Origin of the sequence: Streptomyces sp. NBC_00322 (assembly GCF_036147535.1) — a bacterium.
GTDB lineage: Bacteria > Actinomycetota > Actinomycetes > Streptomycetales > Streptomycetaceae > Streptomyces.
The window spans coordinates 4,407,846-4,425,139 of the sequence record NZ_CP108019.1 but is presented as its reverse complement, the minus strand read 5'-3'; the positions used below and the strand labels follow the sequence as shown (position 1 = coordinate 4,425,139).

The window sequence follows — 17,294 nt, the reverse complement described above, 5'->3', positions numbered from 1 at the left end:
CCCTACGGCCGATTACTGCTTTCCGCAGTTCGCGGCCAGCTTCTGCTCCTCCTCCGAGAGGGTGGGGCCCGGAGTGGGAGTAGGTGCGGTCGGCTTGGTCTGTGCGTTCTGGGTGGTGGGCTTGCCGGTGGTGCCACCGGCCTCGCCCTCACCGGGCGGCGGAGTGCTGGCGCGGTCCGCGGCGTCGCGGCGCTGCTCGTCCTTCTTGCAGGCTGCGGCCTGGTCGGCGAGCTCGTCGACCTTCGCGCGGGCCTTGCCGAGGCTGTCGGCGGTGATTGTCGCCTCGACCTGCTTGCGCTGGTAGGGCGGGAGGTACTTGAGTTCGATCTCGGGGTGGTCCTTCTCGACGTCCGAGAGCGAGACCCAGGCCAGGTCCTGGCTGATGCCCTGGTAGAGCGCGACGTGCTCGTCCTTGGAGCCCACGTAGTACTGGGTCTGCGTCCAGCGGTAGCCGCCGTACAGGCCGGCGCCGACGACTCCCAGGGCGAGCACGATGTAGAAGCTTCTCTTCAGCCACTTGCGGCCACCGCGCGGCTTGATGAAGTCGTCGTCGGTGTACGCGCCGAAGCTGCCCTCGGGCGGCATCCCGCCGTATCCCATGCCGTCGCCGCTGCCGGGCGGGCCGAAGCCGCCGCCGGGCTGCTGCGGGGGTACGGGGCGGCCGAGGCCGGCCGCGCGGCCCGCCGGGGTCTGCATGGCGCCGCCGTCGTTCAGCTGGAGCTGGTTCTCGGCGACCGCGCCGACGACGACCGGGGTGTCGTTGAGCTGCCCGGCCAGGGTGTCGTTGGAGTCGGTGTCGAGGACGTCGGCGACGATGCACGTGATGTTGTCGGGGCCGCCGCCTCGCAGCGCGAGCTGGATCAGGTCCTGGATGGTCTCCTGCGGGCCCTGGTAGCTGGCGAGGGTCTCCTCCATCGTCTGGTGGGAGACCACACCGGACAGTCCGTCCGAGCAGATCAGATAGCGGTCGCCGGCGCGGACCTCGCGGATGGAGAGGTCGGGCTCGACATGGTCGCCGCTGCCCAGCGCGCGCATCAGCAGGGAGCGCTGCGGGTGGGTGGTGGCTTCCTCTTCGGTGATCCGGCCCTCGTCGACGAGGCGCTGCACCCAGGTGTGGTCCTGCGTGATCTGCGTCAGCACGCCGTCGCGCAGCAGATAGGCGCGGGAGTCGCCGACGTGGACGAGGCCGAGGCGCTGGCCGGTCCAGAGCAGGGCGGTGAGCGTGGTGCCCATGCCTTCGAGCTGGGGGTCCTCCTCGACCATGAGTCGCAGCTGGTCGTTGGCGCGCTGTACGGCACTGCCGAGCGAGGTGAGGATGTCCGAGCCGGGCACGTCGTCGTCGAGTGTGACGAGCGTGGAGATGACCTCAGACGAGGCGACCTCGCCGGCGGCCTGGCCGCCCATGCCGTCGGCGATGGCCAGAAGGCGGGGGCCGGCGTAGCCGGAGTCCTCGTTGCCCTCCCGGATCATGCCCTTGTGCGATCCGGCGGCGAAACGCAGAGACAGACTCATGCGCACCTCGCCCGTCGGCTCGGGGTACAGCCGGTCTCGAGCCACACTGCCCACCCTCCGGTCGGGAGCCCGTCCCGGTCCGCTGTCGGGACCGCTGCGGCTCGCTCGCTCCGCTCGCTCATTGTCGTACTACTTCCGCAGCTCGATGACGGTCTTGCCGATGCGGATCGGCGCGCCCAGCGGAATCGGTGTCGGGGTGGTGAGTCGGGTCCGGTCGAGATATGTGCCGTTGGTGGACCCGAGATCCTCGACGATCCACTGGCCGTCACGGTCCGGATAGATCCTGGCATGCCTGCTGGACGCGTAGTCGTCGTCCAGCACGATCGTGGAGTCGTGCGCCCGGCCCAGGGTGATCGTCTGGCCCTGCAGCGCCACCGTGGTGCCCGTGAGGGTGCCTTCGGAGACGACAAGTTTGGTGGGCGCACCGCGGCGCTGGCGGCCGCTTGCCTGCTGCCGCTGCTGCGGAGGCGCGGCGCTCTGGCGTGCCTGCTGGGGGCGCGCGTCGGCATTGCGGCGTGAACCGCGTTGCGTGACGCGCGTACCGAACAGGTCGCTGCGGATGACCTGAACGGCCACAATAACGAACAGCCACAGAACGGCCAGGAAACCTAGCCGCATGACCGTCAGGGTCAGCTCTGACATTGCCCCCGCTTCACCCTTCGGCTTGCCGGTAAACGATGGTGGTGCTGCCCACGACGATCCGCGAGCCGTCGCGGAGCGTAGCGCGGGTGGTGTGCTGCCCGTCTACCACGATGCCGTTGGTAGACCCGAGATCCTGGATCGTCGAGGGCGTTCCGGTCCGGATCTCACAGTGCCGGCGCGATACGCCGGGGTCGTCGATCCGCACATCGGCGTCGGTGCTGCGACCCAGCACCAGCGTCGGGCGGGAGATCTGATGGCGGGTGCCGTTGATCTCGATCCAACGTCGTACTTGAGTGCTCGGCATCGGGCCTGGGCCCGGTGCCGGGCGGCGGTCCGCGACGGGCGCGGGGCCGGGTCGGCCGGTGCCCGGAGGGGGCGCGGCCGGCATGGGAGGTGCTCCGGTGGGCGGGTAGCCGTAGCCGCCGCGGGCGCCGCCCTGGGGGGCGGCGGCGTGGCCGGGACCGGCAGGTGCCCGCTCGGGCGACTGTGACGAACTCGACGCGAGGGTGCGGCTGCGCACCCGGTACAGACCGGTGTCGAGGTCGTCCGCCTTCTCCAGGTGGACCTTGATCGGCCCCATGAAGGTGTAGCGCTGCTGCTTGGCGTAGTCGCGTACCAGTCCGGACAGTTCGTCGCCGAGCTGGCCGGAGTACGGGCTCAGGCGCTCGAAGTCGGGCGCGCTGAGCTCCACGATGAAGTCGTTGGGGACGACAGTCCGCTCGCGGTTCCAGATCGTCGCGTTGTTGTCGCACTCGCGCTGGAGGGCGCCGGCGATCTCGACCGGCTGGACCTCGGACTTGAACACCTTGGCGAAGGTGCCGTTGACCAGACCTTCGAGTCGCTGCTCGAACTTCTTCAGGACTCCCATGAGGCACCTCCTCCGTCGTTGCCGTCCTGATACTGCTTACTGATCGTATCCACGCGTCGGGAAATCGGCTGGTTCCCCTTGTCTGCCCCGTCGATGAGTGTCACCTCTCACACGGATCGTAGAGGCGGCCTCCTGACAGTGTCCCGCACACGGGGTGCTCCAAGGAGGAGCGGGGGCGGCCGCCTTCCGTTCCCTGTTCCCCGGCACCGTCCGCGAAACAATCGGATGTGAATCGACCCTGTGCAGCGTGCTAATCTTCTGCATGTCGCCAGGCGCTCACACCGACAGGTGGGGGCAGGTGGCAACACCCAATGCGCGGGTGGCGGAATAGGCAGACGCGCTGGATTCAGGTTCCAGTGCCCGAAAGGGCGTGGGGGTTCAACTCCCCCCTCGCGCACAGAGAGAAACCGACGAAACGGGTTCTCGCCAGAGACGAAAGTCCTGGTGAGGGCCCGTTTCGCGTTGGTGAAGATCATGGCGGCCCGGGTCCGGTACGTACCGGGTGGTTTTTACGTGAATGAGCCCACACCATGACATGCCTCACTGTGCGGGCCCTGCCTCTTTGATGATCTTCAATTGGTGTGCTCTGTCACCCGGTGCCTGTCGCGGTCACCGCGATGCGCTGTGTGGTCGGCAGCAGGGAAGGCGTCTTTGCGGCCTCGGCGAAGGGAACGGCCGCGGCCGCATCGCCGAGTTCTTCAGCCAGGGAGTCGCGTCGCCGCAGGATTTCCTCGTAGACGGCTCTCTGCCGGACCCGCCGGCCGCCATGTGCAGCCGGTCCACCTCGGCTCGGCCTGTGGAACTCGATCCTCGTCTTCGCGGTCGCGTCGGTCGCCGGCTGGGCGCTGTTCGCGTCGGCCTTCGGGAGGCTGCCGGCCTCGGCGCCGGAGACGACGCCGACGACATCTCCAGTCCGCTGAGGCTGCTGATGACAGGCCCGGACGAGGAAGTCTGCTGCGAGACTGCAAGGTGATCGATGACATCAAGGACCTTGTCCACGTGCTGCGTTGACAGGTCTGCCCCCAAGTCCTCCATGCCACATGGCGGAACTCTGTTCAGGACGGTTCTATGTGCGCCAGCAGGATGCATGCCGACGAGGCGAGCATCGACACATCTCTTGTGCATCGGCTCATCGCCGCTCAGTTTCCGCGGTGGGCGGGCCTTCCCGTCGAGCCGATCGACTCCGCCGGCACATCCAATGCCATGTATCGGCTGGGCCGGGACATGGTCGTACGACTCCCCCGCCTCGCGGGGGCCGCCGTTGACGTGGAGAAGGAACACCGGTGGCTGCCACGGCTTGCCCCGCTGCTTCCCTGTGACATTCCCGTTCCGCTGGGCAAGGGAACGCCCGCTCTGTCGTATCCCTGGCATTGGTCCGTGTACCGCTGGCTCGACGGTGAGAACCCGAGCGTCGGGTCCATCGCCGAACCCGGCCTGCTCGCCGAGGACCTGGCGGAGTTCGTCACCGCGCTGCACAGGATCGATCCCACGGACGGGCCTGTCTCCTACCGAAGTGAGCCCTTGGCCGACCGGGACACCGCGACACGCGCCGCGATCGCGGAACTACGTGGAATCGTCGACGCCGACGCGGCGACCACCATCTGGGAAGCGGCCCTGCGGGTTCCGGAGTGGTCCGGCCCAGCAGTCTGGCTTCACGCGGACCTGCAGCCGGGCAATCTGCTGATGGCCCGCGGACGGCTCAGCGCGGTCATCGACTTCGGGTGCCTGGGGCTGGGCGATCCCGCAGTCGACCTGATCTCGGCGTGGTACCTGCTGCCGGCCGACACGCGGGGCGCCTTCCGGGCCGCCCTGGAAGTTGATGACGCGGCCTGGGCACGAGGTCGCGGCTGGGCGCTGTCGATAGCGCTCATAGAACTGCGGTACTACCGGCACACGAATCCGGTGATGGCGACCATCGCTCGACATGTCATCGAGGAAGTCCTCACCGACCACGATCGCGCCGAATGACACCGACATGACGTCGTGGCACACAGCGAGCGACCGACGAAGCGGCTCTCTACCAGTGACGGAAGTCCTGGTGGGGCCCGTTTCTCGCTGATCGGACGGCCACGGAGCGGACGAACGGGTGGGCCCAGCGGGTCATTCCCAGAGCGCCTCGCCGAACAGGACACCGACGAAGACCGCGCCCAGCCCGGCGACCACGCCGGCGATCACGTTGACCGCCGCGTAGAACTTCGCCCCATCCTCGACCAGCCGCAGCGTCTCGTAGCTGAACGTCGAGTACGTCGTCAGCGCCCCGCACAGCCCGGTCCCCAGGAACAACTGCACGTGCGAGGACGCCGCCCCGGCCGTCACCGCCCCGGTCAGCACACCCAGTACGAGACAGCCGACGACATTGACCGCGAAGGTCCCCCACGGGAAGACCGAGTCGTGCCTGGTCTGCACCGCCCGGTCGGTCAGGAAGCGCAACGGGGCGCCGATCGCCGCCCCCAGCGCCACCAGCAGCCAGTTCACTTGGACTTCTCCCTGCCCGCGTAGTGGATGACCTCGCACTCGTCCAGGATCACCAGCCCCTCCGTGACCAGCTCGTCGAGCTGCGGCAGGAAGGCGCGGATGCGTTCCTCGTCATCCACGATCACGATCGCCACCGGCAGGTCCTCACTCAGGGACAGCAGCCGGACGGTGTGAATCAACGAGGAGGCGCCGAACCCCTCGATCCCCCGGAACACACTCGCGCCCGCCAGCCCCGCCTTGTGCGCCCGGTGCACGATCTCCGTGTACACCGGTTTGTGGTGCCACAGATCCGATTCCCCGATGAAGATCGTTACGCGCAGTGCCGTGCCCGTCAGCCTGGTCATCCCTGCCTCCACGCCAGTACGCGGCGCGCCACCCACACCGCACTCCACACCGCAGCGAGCGTCGCCAGCGGCGTCAGTCCCAGATACGCCGGCCCTGTACCGGCCTGGCCGCCTTCCACCAGACGTCGAATATCCACCGCATACGTCGAGAACGTCGTGAACCCGCCCAACACGCCGCAACCGAAGAATGGCCGCACCAGCCGGTGGACGCCAACGCACGGGCGCCGAACCATCGACACGCTCCATCGCAAGGTGCGACGTTCGTCGCTTCCCGGCAAGACGAAAGTGGGGCGTGGGCGCCGGGGCGCTCTGTTTAGGGTGCCACCGTGGACGCTTCATCGAGAATCCGGGCGGGCTGGGCATGGCTGGCGGCGCCTGAGCTGTGGTCGAGGCGGCGGACCGCCGGCGAGCTGGTGCTCGCGCTGGTGCTGGGCCTCATGGCCGCCGGGACCGAGGAACTGCTGGGCAGCGAGGGACTGAGGCTGCTGCTCGTCGGTGTGTCGGCCGCGCTGCTGTCCCTGCTGCGGCGCCGGATGCCGACGCCGGTGCTGGCGATAACCGGGGGGCTGGCGCCGCTTATGAGCGGCTTCGCGCCGCTGCTGATGGTCGTGGGGTGGTCGGCGGGGCGCAGGATCGTGGGCGCCGGCCGGGCGCTGGCCGCGTTCACCGTCGCGTACGCGCTCTTCATCGGCACCACGCTCGTGGACGCCTGGTCGCAGCAGGCGCAGATGACGGCGGTGCTGCTCTCCACTCTCTACTTCCTCGCGACGACGGTCGTGCCGGGGCTGGCCAGCCGCTACTGGACGCAGCGCCGGACCCTGCTGCACGCCCTGCAGGAGCGCAACGGCCAGCTCCTGCGGGAGCGGGCGATGGTGGCAGGGCAGGCGCGGCTGCTGGAGCGGCAGCGGATCGCCCAGGACATGCACGACAGCCTCGGCCACCAGCTGGCACTGATCTCCGTGCACACCGGGGCGCTCGAGGTGGACCCCGGGCTGACACCACGGCAGCGAGAGGTCGTCGGCGTGCTCCGGGACGCTTCGGTGACCGCGATGCATGAGCTGCGCGAGGTCGTCGGGATTCTGCGGGACGGGGTCGAGGCGCCGCAGCCCGTCGACGAGTCGGGGCGGGCCGCGCGTGGGACAGCCGGTATCGCTGGGCTCGTGGAGGCGGCGCGTGCGGCGGGCAATGCCGTGGAGCTGCGGTGCTCGGGCGAGGCCCGGCCCCTTGCGGCAGCGGCCGACCATGCTGCCTACCGCATCGTGCAGGAGGCGCTGACCAATGCGTACAAGCACGCGCCCGGGGCCGCGATAGGCCTGGAGCTGAGATACGAGCCGGACTCCTTCGTCCTCGAGATCGTCAGCGGGGCACCGGTGGCGCCGGCGCCGGGCGAGGTGGTCAGTGGCGGGCAGGGGCTGACCGGGCTGCGGGAGCGGGCCCGGCTGGTCGGCGGCATCGTGCACGCGGGTCCGGCGGACGGCGGGGGCTTCCGGGTGGCGGGGGTGCTGCCGTACGGAGTGGTGGAGGCGGCGCCGTTCGTCGCGACGGAGGACAACTTCCGCCAGCAGTCGCCGCAGGCCGCACTCGGGAACGGTGGTCCGGTCATGGACTGGACCGTTTCGGAGCGGGAGCTGGCGATGGGTGGACGGAACAGAAGCAGGGGCGGCGGTCTGGCGCTGGGCTGTGGGATCGCTTTGGCGGCGTTGCTGGTACTGGGGGCAGCGGGTGTTTTCGGGCTGTTCTTCCTGGTGGGTTCGATGAGTGAGGGGATGATCGACCCGGTCGAGTACGAGAAGGTGAAGATCGGTGCCGCCGAGGACGAGGTGCGTGACCGGCTGCCGAGCGGGGACACGATCACGACCACCGGGCTGAGCGGCAAGGGCCCTCAGGAGCCTGCAGGCTCCGAATGCCTGGTGCTGATGTCCTCGGAGGTGGGAGACAACATCGACACCGAGCCGGTGTTCCGGTTCTGCTTCAAGGACGGCAAGCTGATCGAGAAGAAGTCCTACGAGGTCAGCCGATAAGTGGAGTTGGCCGCATGGGTGCCGCTGGGTGTGGGGGGTGCAGGTGACACAGTCGCCGATCCGGGTCGTCATCGCTGATGACGAGCCGCTCATCAGGGCAGGGATCCGGATGATCCTCACCTCCGACCGCGGGATCGAGGTCGTGGCGGAAGCGGCCAACGGGCGTGAGGCGATCGAGTTCGCACGTTCACACAGCGCCGATGTGGTGCTCCTCGACATCCAGATGCCGGTGATGGACGGTCTCACGGCTCTGGGAGAGCTGCGCAGGGCGGCACCGGCGGCACGGGTGATCGTGCTGACGACCTTCGGCGAGCGCGAGAACGTACTGCGGGCGCTGGAGCACGGCGGCGCGGGCTTTCTGCTGAAGGACACCGCACCCGCGGAGCTGATCCGGGCGGTACGCGCGGCGGCCGCGGGGGATGCGTATCTCTCGCCCGGAGCGACCCGGCATGTGGTGGACCAGCTCGCCTCGGGGCGGGCGGCGGCCCGCGGCGAGCAGGCGCGGACGAGGGTGGCCGGGCTGAGCAGTCGAGAGCGGGACGTGCTCGCCCTGCTTGGGGAGGGGCTGTCCAACGCGGACGCCGGGCGGCGGCTGCATATGAGCGAGGCCACGGTGAAGACGTATGTGAGCCGGATCCTGGCGAAGCTGGAGTGCGAGAACCGGGTGCAGGCGGCGCTCCTGGCGCGCGATGCGGGGCTGGACGCGGGGTGATGGGAGGGGGCGCGTGCCGCCGGGACCGTCGGCTCGCGGGGCGGATGCCACGCGGACCGGGGGCGACGTGATGTGACGTCGTTCCACGTGGAACATCCGTGTTGCCTGTTTCACGTGAAACGCCCGCCGAGGTGGACCCTCGGATCGTGAGGTCGTAGATGGGTGCGCCCATCAGGACCGCGCCGGCCGCTTCGAGCTCGGCGGCGAGCTCGGCGCGCAGAACGCCCTCGATACCCGCCGAGACGGCGGCGAAGTCCAGGTGCGGCAGCGGGGTGGCGGCAGGGGCGCGGTAGACGACCTCGCGGGCGGAACAGCTAGGGGGTGTCTGCTCCGGCCGCGTTGTAGCGCAGCAGGTACGCGGCGAAGCGGGCCAGATCCTCGGTCGGCCAGTCGGCGAGGAGCTCCTGGTAGGCGGCGCGGCGGCTCGCGTGGGTGGAGGAGAGCAGTTCGGTTCCTGCCGCGGTGGGGTGCAGGACCTGTACGCGATGGTCGTCGGTGTCGGGCCGCCGCTCGACAAGACCGAGCTTTTCGAGGGCGGAGACCTGCCTGCTGACGGTTGACTTGTCGAGCATGTAGTGCGCCGCGAGGTCGGTGGCGCGGCAGCCCTGCCGGCCGTCGATGTGTGCCAGCAATGTGTAGGAGACCAGCGGCAGTTCGGGGTGGAGTCGGGCGGCCGTGGCGCGGGCACGGCGGGCGAACGCTGTGAGTTCACACTCGATGATGTCGACGGACTCGTCACGTGTGGCTGACATGGTTCGCCCTCCTTGATCTCGGTTGCATAGTACAACGTTTAAGTGAAGGGGGCCTCTGGGGGCTCGGTTGTGGTTGATCTTCGCAGGCGGTGGAGGCGGCGAACGTTATCCACAGGGGGAGACGGCTGTCGGGAAGCGGCGGTACGGTCAGTAGCAGTTGATGTTGAACGTGTACGACGACGGGGGAGGCAGCGCGTCATGGGCGAGGCTGAGACGGGGACGCCGGTGCGGCAGGCGGAGTTCGACGGAGCGGGGGCCGACGGGTCACGGGATGCGGCAAGGGCATCCGGGGACGCGGCGGGCGTGGGGGCACGTATTCCGGTGGTGCCCGGATTCGTACGGCGTCCGGGGCAGGGGACGGCCGGTGCTCAGGATGGCGCCAGGTCGCCGAAGGAGGCCGGGAAGGCGCTGAGGGACCGGATTCCGCGGGCCTCGCACGACTCACTCGTGCTCCCGGGGGCGCGGCCCGACGCCGTCCAGGCCGTCGAGGAGTCCAGCCGGGGCCGGGTGCCGGAGCTCACGCCGATACGGGTGGGCCGGATGGCGGCCTCGCCGTTTGCCTTTCTCCGCGGCTCGGCCGGCCTGATGGCCCATGACCTGGTGGGCACTCCGGTCACCGGAGTGAGCGCGCAGATCTGCGGCGATGCGCACGCGGCGAACTTCGGTCTGTACGGCGATGCGCGCGGCCGCCTCGTCATCGATCTGAACGACTTCGACGAGACCGTCGTCGGCCCGTGGGAATGGGATCTCAAGCGGCTCGCCGTCTCGCTGGTGCTGGCCGGGCGCGTGGTGGGCGCGGACGAAACCGTTTGCCGGGCGGCCGCTTTCGACGCCGTGGGCGCCTACCGGCGCACGATGCGGCTGCTGGCCAGGCTTCCCGCGCTGGACGCGTGGAACGCCATCGCCGACGAGGAGCTCGTCTCCCACACGGACGCGCGGGATCTGCTGGGCACGCTGGAGCGGGTCTCGGAGAAGGCGCGCAACAACACGAGCGCGCGCTTCGCCGCCAAGTCGACCGAGGCTGTGTCCGGCAGCGGCTCCGCCGCGGCCGACGGGGGACGGCGCTTCGTGGACGCGCCGCCGGTGCTGCGGCGGGTACCGGACGCGGAGGCGGCGGCTGTCGCCGCGTCGCTGGAGGAGTATCTGCGCACGGTGTCCGAGGACCGGCTGCCGCTGCTCGCCCGGTACTCGATCCATGACGTGGCCTTCCGGGTGGTCGGGACCGGAAGCGTGGGTACCCGGTCGTATGTGGTGCTGCTGCTCGACCACCGGGGCGATGCGCTGGTGCTGCAGGTGAAGGAGGCACGGTCCTCGGTGCTGCTTCCCCACCTGACGGCTGCCGGGTTCCCGGTTCCGGACGTGGAGCACGAGGGACGCCGGGTGGTGCTCGGCCAGAAGCGGATGCAGGTGGTCAGCGACATCCTGCTCGGTTGGACGACGGTTGACGGACGGCCTTTCCAGGTACGGCAGTTCAGGAACCGCAAGGGCAGCGTGGACCCAGCTGCCCTCGCCCCGGACCAGGTGGACGACTACGGACGGATGACCGGAGCCCTGCTGGCCCGGGCGCACGCGCACAGCGCCGACCCGCGGCTGCTCGCCGGATACTGCGGAAAGAACGAAGAGCTGGACGAGGCGATGGCCGGCTTCGCCATGATCTACGCGGACCGAACGGAGGCGGACCACGCGGATCTGCTGTCGGCGATCAAGAGCGGGCGGATAGCCGCTGAGCTGGGGGTGTGACAGGGCACTCGGCCGCGCCCGTAGGCTGGGCGGGTGACCCAGGATGCACCCGGGGGCCCGACGACCCGGAACGACGAAGAGCAGGACGCGCAGGCGCGGCCCGAGGCCCGGCTGGAGAAGGCGGTGCGCGCGGCCGAACAGGCGCTGATCGAGTTCGAGATCGCGCTGGAGACGTTCCGGGTGGAGGTCGAGAACTTCTCCCGGCTGCATCACCAGAAGCTCGGCCCGATGTACGCGCGCCTGGACGAGCTGGATGCCCAGATCGCCGAGGCCACGGCCGCCCGCACCGGAGACCCGGAGGATCTGCGCAAGGCGCAGGAGGCCCGGGCGATGGTGATGCCCATGCCCGGCGTGGACGAGCTGTTCCACGACTGGATGGACGCCGACGGCCTCTCCCCCGAGGCCGCCGCGATGCTCACCGGCCAGCCTGTGCGGGCGCCGAAGCGGGTGCGGCCGAGCGAAGAGGCGCGCAAGCTCTACCGCGAGCTGGCCCGCAAGGCGCATCCGGACCTGGCTCAGGACGAGAAGGAACGGGCGCGGCGCGACGAGTTCATCACACGCGTGAACGGCGCGTACGGGCTCGGCGATGTGGCGTTGCTGAAGGAGCTGGCCGCGGAGTGGGAGGCCGGTCCTGTGCCGGCCGAGCAGCGGCTGAGCGAGAGCGAGGAGCTCTACGCCCGGCTCGAGTGGCTGTCGCAGCGCAAGGAGCTGCTGACGGCGGTCGCCAAGGAGCTGGAGGAGAGCGCGATCGGCGCGATGCTGCGGATGGCGCCCGATGACCCGGACCGGCTGCTGGAGGAGATCGCCGAGCAGCTGCTCGCGCAGGTCGCCGAGCGCGAGGCGGAATTGTCCAAACTGGTGCAGTAGGTTTTCTGAGGGGTCCCGGGAGACTTGGAGACCGGCGAATCCTGCCGCCGTACGTACGAGAGAAGGCATAGCTCATGAATTTCGCCCCGCTGCCCTCGGTGGACGCCGCGGCGGTACCGTCCGAGGGCCTTGTGCTGGACGTCCGGGAGAACGACGAGTGGGCGGCCGGGCATGTCGAGGGGGCACTGCATGTGCCGATGAGCGACTTCGTGGCCCGCTTCGGTGAGGTGACCGAGGCTGTGGCGGACAAGGGCCGTGCATATGTGATGTGCCGGGTCGGCGGGCGGTCCGGGCAGGTCACCCAGTATCTGGTGCAGCAGGGCATCGACGCCGTGAACGTCGAGGGCGGCATGCTCGCCTGGGACGGCGCCGGGCGTCCGATGGTCACCGACAACGACAGCCCGGCGTTCGTGCTCTGAGCTTCTGCCTGAGCGTCTAGCCGAGGGGATGGGCTGCCAGCAGGTCGCCCAGCGCCTCCTCATGAGCCGCTGCCGGGCCGAGCGAGAGCTCGAGCTGCTTGGCCCAGGCGTGATAGCGGTGCAGCGGATAGTCGGTGTCCGCGCCGAAGCCGCCGTGCAGGTGCTGGGCGGTCTGTACGACACGCCGTACGCCCTCCGAGGCCCAGATCTTGGCCACCGCCACATCGCCGGACACGGGCAGTGGGCCGCCGACTCCCGCACTCCCCCGAGCCGGGCCCAGCCGCCATGCCGCCTGCCAGAGGGTCGCCTCCATCGCGCGCAGATCGATATAGCGGTCGGCGGCCTGGACGGCGACCGCCTGGAATGTCGCGACCGGGAATCCGAACTGCTCGCGTTTTCCGGTGTATTCACTGGTCATCGAGAGCACCGACTCACCGAGACCGAGTGCCAGCGCGCAGGTCCCGGTCGCCAGGAGCTGGCGCAGCCACTCCCAGGCGCCCTCGGCGTCGATCAGCTCGCGGGTCCCGATCCGTACGGAGTCCAGGCTGACCTCGGCGAAACGCTCGCCGCTGGTGGAGATCTGCTCGGCGAGAGTGAGACCGTCATGGTCCCGGGGGACCAGGGCGAACACGGCCCGGCCGTCATCGGTGTGCGCCGGTATGGCAATGCGGTCCGCGGACTGGGCCCACGGCACGCCCGTCTGCACGCCGTCGAGCACCCAGCCGTCCCCGTCCCTGTCCCCGCGCTCGTGCCCGGCGTAACGGCGGGCGGCGACGGCGAGTTCGGCGGGGTCGTGACCGGTGCGGCCACTGGCCCCGGCGGTGAGGACCAGCTCACCGCGGCCGACCCGGGGGAGGATCTCCTCGCTCAACTCGGCGCTGCCATAACGCTCGACGGCCATGGCGACCGCGCTCGTCTCCAGCAGCGGCACCCGCGCGAGCACCTTCGCCGACTCGCGCAGGACCAGGCAGAGCGCGATGGGGTCGAGTCCCGCCCCGCCGTACTGCGGAGACAGGACCAGGCTCAGCAGATCCACGCCCGCGAGCTTGGCCCACAGCGGCCGGTCGAACTCCTCGGCCACCGCGCCAGGGGTGAGCGCGGGGCTCGGTACTCCGTCGGGAGCGACGCCCGAGAAGACCGCTTTCGCCGCCTCGACGGCCGCCTGCTGCTCCTCGGTGAAGGTGAAGTCCACGGTCCTGTCCTCCCACGCACCGGCGCTGCCTCATCCGTATCTGACGGACCGTCAAGATAGAACAGGTCCCGGGAAAAGAACACAGCGCGGGAGGACCGGAGCGCGCCCGATCGGCGCGCCCCGGCTCAGCGGTCGAAGTCCAGCTCCACTTCCGGCGTGGCCGGATGGGACTGGCAGGCCAGCACATAGCCCGCCTCGGTCTCCTCCTGCTCCAGCGCGAAGTTGCGGTCCATCCGCACTTCGCCCGAGACCAGGAAAGCCCTGCAGGTGCCGCAGACGCCGCCCTTGCACGCGTACGGCGCGTCCGCGCGGCTCCGCAGTACCGTCTCGAGCAGCGACTCCCCTTCCCGGACGGGCCACTTGCCGGACCGGCCGTCGAGGGTCGCGGTGAGTTCGGCGTGGGCCGGGGCGCTCACCGCGGCCTTGCTCGGCCCCGAGCCGTCGTCCACATGGAAGATCTCCTCGTGGATGCGGCTGCGGTCCACCCCGAGCCCGCGCAGCGCGCGCTCGGCGCCCTGGACCAGACCGAAGGGGCCGCAGAGGAACCAGCCGTCCACGTCCGCCACCGGCAGCAGCGCCGGCAGCAGCCCGGTCAGCCGCTCCTGGTCCAGCCGTCCGGACGGCAGCCCCGACTGCTGCTCCTCCCGGGAGAGCACGGTGACCAGTTGCAGACGGTCGGGGAAGCGGTCCTTGAGGTCGGCGACCTCGTCCAGGAACATCGTCGAAGCCGCAGTGCGGTCGCTGCGTATCAGACAGAACCGGGCCTCCGGCTCGGTCGCCAGCAGCGTCGCCGCCATCGACAGCACCGGGGTGATACCGCTGCCGCCGACGATCGCCGCGAAGTAACCGGGGCGGGGGGCGAGGAGGAAGCGGCCCATCGGAGGCATCACCTCGACGGTGTCGCCGACTGCGAGCTCCTTGAGCGCGAACGTCGAGAACTCACCGCCGTCGACATGCCGGATGCCCACACGCAGCATCGGATCAGCGTGTCCGCGGGCGGCCGGGGCGCAGATCGAGTACGTACGGCGGATCTCCTCGCCCTGCACCAGGCGGCGCAGGGCCAGATGCTGACCGGGGGTGTGTCGGAAGGTCTCGCGCAGCTCGGGCGGCACCTGGAAGGTGACGGCCACCGAGTCGTCCGTGAGCTGTTCGACCTCGCTCACCCGGAGCGGATGGAACATCTACAACTCCTTGAAGTGGTCGAATGGTTCGCGGCAGCTGACGCAGCGGCGCAGAGCCTTGCAGGCGGTGGAGGAGAACCTGCTCAGCAGTTCGGTGTCGGTGGAGCCGCAGTGCGGGCAGCGCACGGAGAGCGTGAGCGCCACCGGTCCCTCAGCAGCGTGCGGGCGGGGCGGTGCTATCCCGAACTCGGCGAGCTTGCGCCGCCCTTCCGCGCTGATGTCGTCCGTCGACCAGGCCGGGGAGAGAACCTTGACGACCGAGACGTCCGCCACCCCGTGGTCGTGCAGGATCTGTTCTATGTCCGAGGTCATGGCCTCGATCGCCGGGCAGCCGGTGTAGGTCGGAGTCAGTTCCACCTCGACCCTGCCGGGCCCGAGGATCTGAACCCCGCGCAGCACACCGAGCTCCTCCAGGGTCAGCACCGGCAGCTCAGGGTCCGGCACGGAGCCGGCGAGCCTGCGCAGCTCCGCCTCGAGGCGTGAGTCGGTCACGTCGGTCACCATGACGCCCCCGGGTGGCTGCGGTGCAGATGCTGCATCTCGGCCAGCATCCGCCCGAACGACTCGGTGTGCAGACCCTGGCGGCCCGCCCCCGCGGCCCAACCGCCCGAACGCGGCCTGTCGGGCACGGTCAGCGTCGACCGCTGCAGGACAGTGCTGACGCTCTCCAGCCAACTGGCCTGCAGTGCCTGCCAGTCGATGTCGATCCCTTCGAGCGGCTGGAACATCTCGCCGGTGAAACGCCACAGCGCGTCGCAGGCGCGCTGCATTCGCTCATGGCTCTCGGCCGTGCCGTCGCCGAGCCGCGCCGTCCAGTGCTCGGCGTGGTCCTGGTGGTACGCGACCTCCTTGACCGCCTTCGCCGCGAGCCCGGCGAACTCGCTGTCGCCGGCCGCCAGCTGCCCGTACAGCAGCCGCTGGTAGACGGAGAAGTAGAGCTGGCGGGCGATGGTGTGCGCGAAGTCGCCGTTCGGCTGCTCGACCAGCTGGAGATTGCGGAAGGCCCGCTCCTCGCGCAGATACGCCAGCTCGTCCTCGTCACCGACGAGGGAGAGCAGCACCCGCGCCTGCCCCAGCAGGTCCAGCGCGATATTGGCGAGGGCGACATCCTCCTCCAGGACGGGCGCATGGCCCGCCCACTCCCCCAGGCGGTGCGAGAGCACCAGTGCATCGTCGCCGAGGGCGAGTGCCGCGGCGTTCACCGTGGTGGTCACAGGTGCTTCACCCCTTCCGGGATCTCGTAGAAGGTCGGGTGGCGGTAGGGCTTGTCGCCCGCGGGCTCGAAGAAGGGGTCCTTCTCGTCGGGCGAGGACGCGGTGATCGAGGTGGAAGGGACGACCCAGATCGACACGCCCTCGCTCCGCCGGGTGTACAGATCGCGGGCGTTGCGCAGGGCCATCTCCGCGTCCGGGGCGTGCAGGCTTCCCGCGTGGGTGTGGGAAAGCCCGCGGCGCGAGCGGACGAAGACCTCCCACAGCGGCCAGTCGGTCGAGCTGCTCATGCCGTCGCCTCCCCGGGCTTCACGTGCTGTGCTTCATGCTTGCTTGCGTAGGCCGCGGCCGCTTCCCGGACCCAGGCACCCTCTTCGTGGGCCCTGCGCCGCTGCGTAATCCGCTGTTCGTTGCAGGGGCCGTTGCCCTTGAGGACTTCCTGGAACTCCGACCAGTCGATCGCGCCGAAGTCGTGGTGGCCCCGCTCCTCGTTCCACCGCAGGTCGGGGTCGGGGAGGGCGAGCCCGAGCGTTTCGGCCTGCGGGACGCAGATGTCCACGAAGCGCTGGCGCAGCTCGTCGTTGGAGTGCCGCTTGATCTTCCAGGCCATGGACTGCGCGGAGTGCGACGACTCGTCGTCCGGCGGGCCGAACATCATCAGCGAGGGCCACCACCAGCGGTTCACCGCGTCCTGCGCCATCTCGTGCTGGGCGGGCGTGCCCCTGGAGAGGGTGAGCAGCAGCTCGTAGCCTTGGCGCTGGTGGAAGGACTCCTCCTTGCAGATCCTGACCATCGCCCGGGCGTAAGGACCGTACGAGCAGCGGCACAGCGGCACCTGGTTGGTGATCGCGGCGCCGTCCACCAGCCATCCGATCGCGCCGACATCGGCCCAGGTCAGCGTCGGGTAGTTGAAGATCGAGGAGTACCTTTGGCGGCCGGCGTGGAGCTTGTCGAGCAGCTCCTCGCGGCTGGTGCCCAGGGTCTCGGCCGCGCTGTACAGATAAAGGCCGTGGCCTGCTTCGTCCTGGACCTTGGCCATCAGGATCGCCTTGCGCCGCAGCGAGGGCGCCCGGGTGATCCAGTTCGCCTCGGGCTGCATGCCGATGATCTCGGAATGGGCGTGCTGTGCCATCTGGCGCACCAGCGTCGCCCGGTAGGCGTCCGGCATCCAGTCGCGTGGTTCGATGCGCTCGTCGGCGGCTACGGCGGCGTCGAAAACCGCCTCGTACGTATCCGCAGTCACTGCCGTCATCCGGGCCCCCTACCGACCGATCGTTCGGTTCATTGACTTCAATGGTGAGTCGACGGCCCGTAGGGTGTCAACCCTGTGGATAACTGAGGTGGACCGATGGGGATCG

The 17,294-nt window shown here is 69.7% G+C and carries 18 protein-coding genes, 1 tRNA gene and 1 pseudogene; 7 read left to right on the top strand and 13 right to left on the bottom strand.

Annotation, left to right across the window (positions count from 1 at the left end; all coding sequences use genetic code 11):
- Positions 1 to 12: 12 nt before the first annotated feature.
- From OG905_RS20065 to OG905_RS20055, 3 genes are all read right to left on the bottom strand, one after another.
- Positions 13 to 1,512, bottom strand: coding sequence for a PP2C family protein-serine/threonine phosphatase (locus OG905_RS20065; protein ID WP_328673848.1), 1,500 nt, complete (start codon positions 1,510 to 1,512; stop codon positions 13 to 15).
- Positions 1,513 to 1,641: 129 nt separating this feature from the next.
- Positions 1,642 to 2,154, bottom strand: a complete 513-nt coding sequence (locus tag OG905_RS20060; protein WP_328673846.1) for an FHA domain-containing protein FhaB/FipA — start codon at positions 2,152 to 2,154, stop codon at positions 1,642 to 1,644.
- 10 nt (positions 2,155 to 2,164) lie between these two features.
- Complete coding sequence (locus OG905_RS20055) at positions 2,165 to 3,022, bottom strand: DUF3662 and FHA domain-containing protein (RefSeq protein WP_328673844.1); 858 nt, start codon at positions 3,020 to 3,022, stop codon at positions 2,165 to 2,167.
- A 313-nt stretch (positions 3,023 to 3,335) separates the two neighbouring features.
- Here OG905_RS20055 and OG905_RS20050 point away from each other — a divergent pair.
- A tRNA-Leu gene (locus OG905_RS20050) sits at positions 3,336 to 3,419 on the top strand.
- Positions 3,420 to 4,090: 671 nt separating this feature from the next.
- Positions 4,091 to 4,990 (top strand): aminoglycoside phosphotransferase family protein, encoded by a 900-nt coding sequence (locus tag OG905_RS20045; protein ID WP_328673842.1) that lies wholly within the window; start codon positions 4,091 to 4,093, stop codon positions 4,988 to 4,990.
- Between the two features lie 132 nt (positions 4,991 to 5,122).
- Here the strand turns inward: OG905_RS20045 and crcB are convergent, their stop codons facing one another.
- From crcB to OG905_RS20030, 3 genes and pseudogenes are all read right to left on the bottom strand, one after another.
- On the bottom strand, positions 5,123 to 5,497 hold the full coding sequence (gene crcB, locus OG905_RS20040; protein WP_328673840.1) for a fluoride efflux transporter CrcB: 375 nt from the start codon (positions 5,495 to 5,497) through the stop codon (positions 5,123 to 5,125).
- Positions 5,494 to 5,841: a DUF190 domain-containing protein gene (locus tag OG905_RS20035; RefSeq protein ID WP_328673839.1), complete on the bottom strand. Its 348-nt coding sequence runs from the start codon at positions 5,839 to 5,841 to the stop codon at positions 5,494 to 5,496. Before OG905_RS20035 ends, crcB begins: the two co-directional genes overlap by 4 nt.
- Positions 5,838 to 6,047 (bottom strand): annotated as a pseudogene (locus tag OG905_RS20030) (fluoride efflux transporter FluC); the annotation flags it as partial. The gene OG905_RS20035 and the pseudogene OG905_RS20030, both read right to left, overlap by 4 nt.
- A 120-nt stretch (positions 6,048 to 6,167) precedes the next feature.
- On the opposite strand from OG905_RS20030, the gene OG905_RS20025 reads away from it, so the two are divergent.
- Complete coding sequence (locus OG905_RS20025; RefSeq protein WP_328673836.1) at positions 6,168 to 7,862, top strand: sensor histidine kinase; 1,695 nt, start codon at positions 6,168 to 6,170, stop codon at positions 7,860 to 7,862.
- Between the two features lie 43 nt (positions 7,863 to 7,905).
- Positions 7,906 to 8,574 (top strand): response regulator transcription factor, encoded by a 669-nt coding sequence (locus OG905_RS20020; RefSeq protein WP_328673834.1) that lies wholly within the window; start codon positions 7,906 to 7,908, stop codon positions 8,572 to 8,574.
- Positions 8,575 to 8,888: 314 nt separating this feature from the next.
- Here the strand turns inward: OG905_RS20020 and OG905_RS20015 are convergent, their stop codons facing one another.
- Positions 8,889 to 9,326 (bottom strand): MarR family winged helix-turn-helix transcriptional regulator, encoded by a 438-nt coding sequence (locus OG905_RS20015; protein ID WP_328673832.1) that lies wholly within the window; start codon positions 9,324 to 9,326, stop codon positions 8,889 to 8,891.
- 198 nt (positions 9,327 to 9,524) lie between these two features.
- On the opposite strand from OG905_RS20015, the gene OG905_RS20010 reads away from it, so the two are divergent.
- From OG905_RS20010 to OG905_RS20000, 3 genes are all read left to right on the top strand, one after another.
- Positions 9,525 to 11,066: a DUF2252 domain-containing protein gene (locus tag OG905_RS20010; protein ID WP_328673830.1), complete on the top strand. Its 1,542-nt coding sequence runs from the start codon at positions 9,525 to 9,527 to the stop codon at positions 11,064 to 11,066.
- A gap of 33 nt (positions 11,067 to 11,099) precedes the next feature.
- Positions 11,100 to 11,933 carry a hypothetical protein gene (locus tag OG905_RS20005; RefSeq protein WP_328673828.1) on the top strand — a complete coding sequence of 278 codons (834 nt, stop codon included), beginning with the start codon at positions 11,100 to 11,102 and terminating at the stop codon, positions 11,931 to 11,933.
- 74 nt (positions 11,934 to 12,007) lie between these two features.
- On the top strand, positions 12,008 to 12,352 hold the full coding sequence (locus OG905_RS20000) for a rhodanese-like domain-containing protein (RefSeq protein ID WP_328673826.1): 345 nt from the start codon (positions 12,008 to 12,010) through the stop codon (positions 12,350 to 12,352).
- A gap of 16 nt (positions 12,353 to 12,368) precedes the next feature.
- On the opposite strand, the gene OG905_RS19995 is transcribed toward OG905_RS20000, so the two are convergent.
- The 6 genes from OG905_RS19995 to paaA form a co-directional block, all read right to left on the bottom strand.
- Positions 12,369 to 13,544: an acyl-CoA dehydrogenase family protein gene (locus OG905_RS19995; RefSeq protein WP_328673824.1), complete on the bottom strand. Its 1,176-nt coding sequence runs from the start codon at positions 13,542 to 13,544 to the stop codon at positions 12,369 to 12,371.
- A 125-nt stretch (positions 13,545 to 13,669) separates the two neighbouring features.
- The gene (locus OG905_RS19990; RefSeq protein WP_328673822.1) at positions 13,670 to 14,725 is read right to left on the bottom strand and encodes a 2Fe-2S iron-sulfur cluster-binding protein; all 1,056 of its coding nucleotides are present in this window, start codon (positions 14,723 to 14,725) and stop codon (positions 13,670 to 13,672) included.
- The gene (paaD, locus tag OG905_RS19985; RefSeq protein WP_328673821.1) at positions 14,726 to 15,229 is read right to left on the bottom strand and encodes a 1,2-phenylacetyl-CoA epoxidase subunit PaaD; all 504 of its coding nucleotides are present in this window, start codon (positions 15,227 to 15,229) and stop codon (positions 14,726 to 14,728) included. It lies immediately after the preceding gene.
- Entirely contained in the window at positions 15,223 to 15,939 is a 717-nt protein-coding gene (gene paaC / locus OG905_RS19980; protein ID WP_328673819.1) for a 1,2-phenylacetyl-CoA epoxidase subunit PaaC, read from the bottom strand. The genes paaD and paaC overlap by 7 nt, the downstream gene beginning before the upstream one ends.
- On the bottom strand, positions 15,936 to 16,226 hold the full coding sequence (gene paaB / locus OG905_RS19975) for a 1,2-phenylacetyl-CoA epoxidase subunit PaaB (protein ID WP_328673817.1): 291 nt from the start codon (positions 16,224 to 16,226) through the stop codon (positions 15,936 to 15,938). Before paaB ends, paaC begins: the two co-directional genes overlap by 4 nt.
- Positions 16,223 to 17,188 carry a 1,2-phenylacetyl-CoA epoxidase subunit PaaA gene (gene paaA / locus OG905_RS19970; protein ID WP_328673815.1) on the bottom strand — a complete coding sequence of 322 codons (966 nt, stop codon included), beginning with the start codon at positions 17,186 to 17,188 and terminating at the stop codon, positions 16,223 to 16,225. Before paaA ends, paaB begins: the two co-directional genes overlap by 4 nt.
- Positions 17,189 to 17,294 lie beyond the last annotated feature (106 nt).